We start from the raw sequence: 676 nt of genomic DNA, 5'->3' as shown, positions 1-676 counted from the left end.
GCGATCTGTGCCGCAAGCACGGCGCCAGCGATGCGACAGTCTATAAATGGCAGGCCAAATATGGCGGCATGGATGTCAGCGAGGCCAAGCGGCTGAAGGGTTTGGAAGACGAGAACGCCCGCCTGAAACGGCTGCTTGCCGATGCGATGCTCGACAATGCCGCGCTGAAGGATCTTCTGGGAAAAAATGGTAGCGCCCGCTGCGAAGCGGCAAGCGGTCGCGCATCTTGTGGAGGAGCATGGGATGAGCGAATGGCGGGCGTGTCGGGTGATCGGCTGTTGCCGGATGACCATGCGGTATGAAGCCGTCCGGCAGGACGACCCCGTGCTGCGCGAGCGGCTGAAGGAGCTGGCGCGGGTCCGTCCCCGGTTCGGCTACCGGCGGCTGCATGTCTTTCTGCGCCGTGAGGGGCATGAGATAAACCATAAGCGCCTGTTCCGCATCTACCGCGAAGAGCGGTTGCACGTCCGCCGTCGTGGCGGGCGCAAGCGGGCCATCGGCACGCGGGCACCGATGACACTGCCTTTGATACCGAACCAGCGCTGGTCGTTGGACTTCGTATCCGATCAACTGACGGATGGTCGTCGTTTCCGGATCATGACCGTGGTGGACGACTGCACGCGGGAATGTCTGGCCCTGATCGCCGACACGTCGTTGTCAGGCGCAAGGGTGGCAC

1 pseudogene is annotated in these 676 nt (G+C 63.2%); it reads left to right on the top strand.

Annotated elements, in window-relative coordinates:
- Positions 1–676 (top strand): annotated as a pseudogene (locus ABNX41_RS21915) (IS3 family transposase); the annotation flags it as partial.

Origin of the sequence: Pseudogemmobacter sonorensis (genome assembly GCF_042762395.1) — a bacterium.
Lineage (GTDB): Bacteria > Pseudomonadota > Alphaproteobacteria > Rhodobacterales > Rhodobacteraceae > Pseudogemmobacter > Pseudogemmobacter sonorensis.
This window is presented reverse-complemented; position numbering and strand designations above follow the sequence as displayed.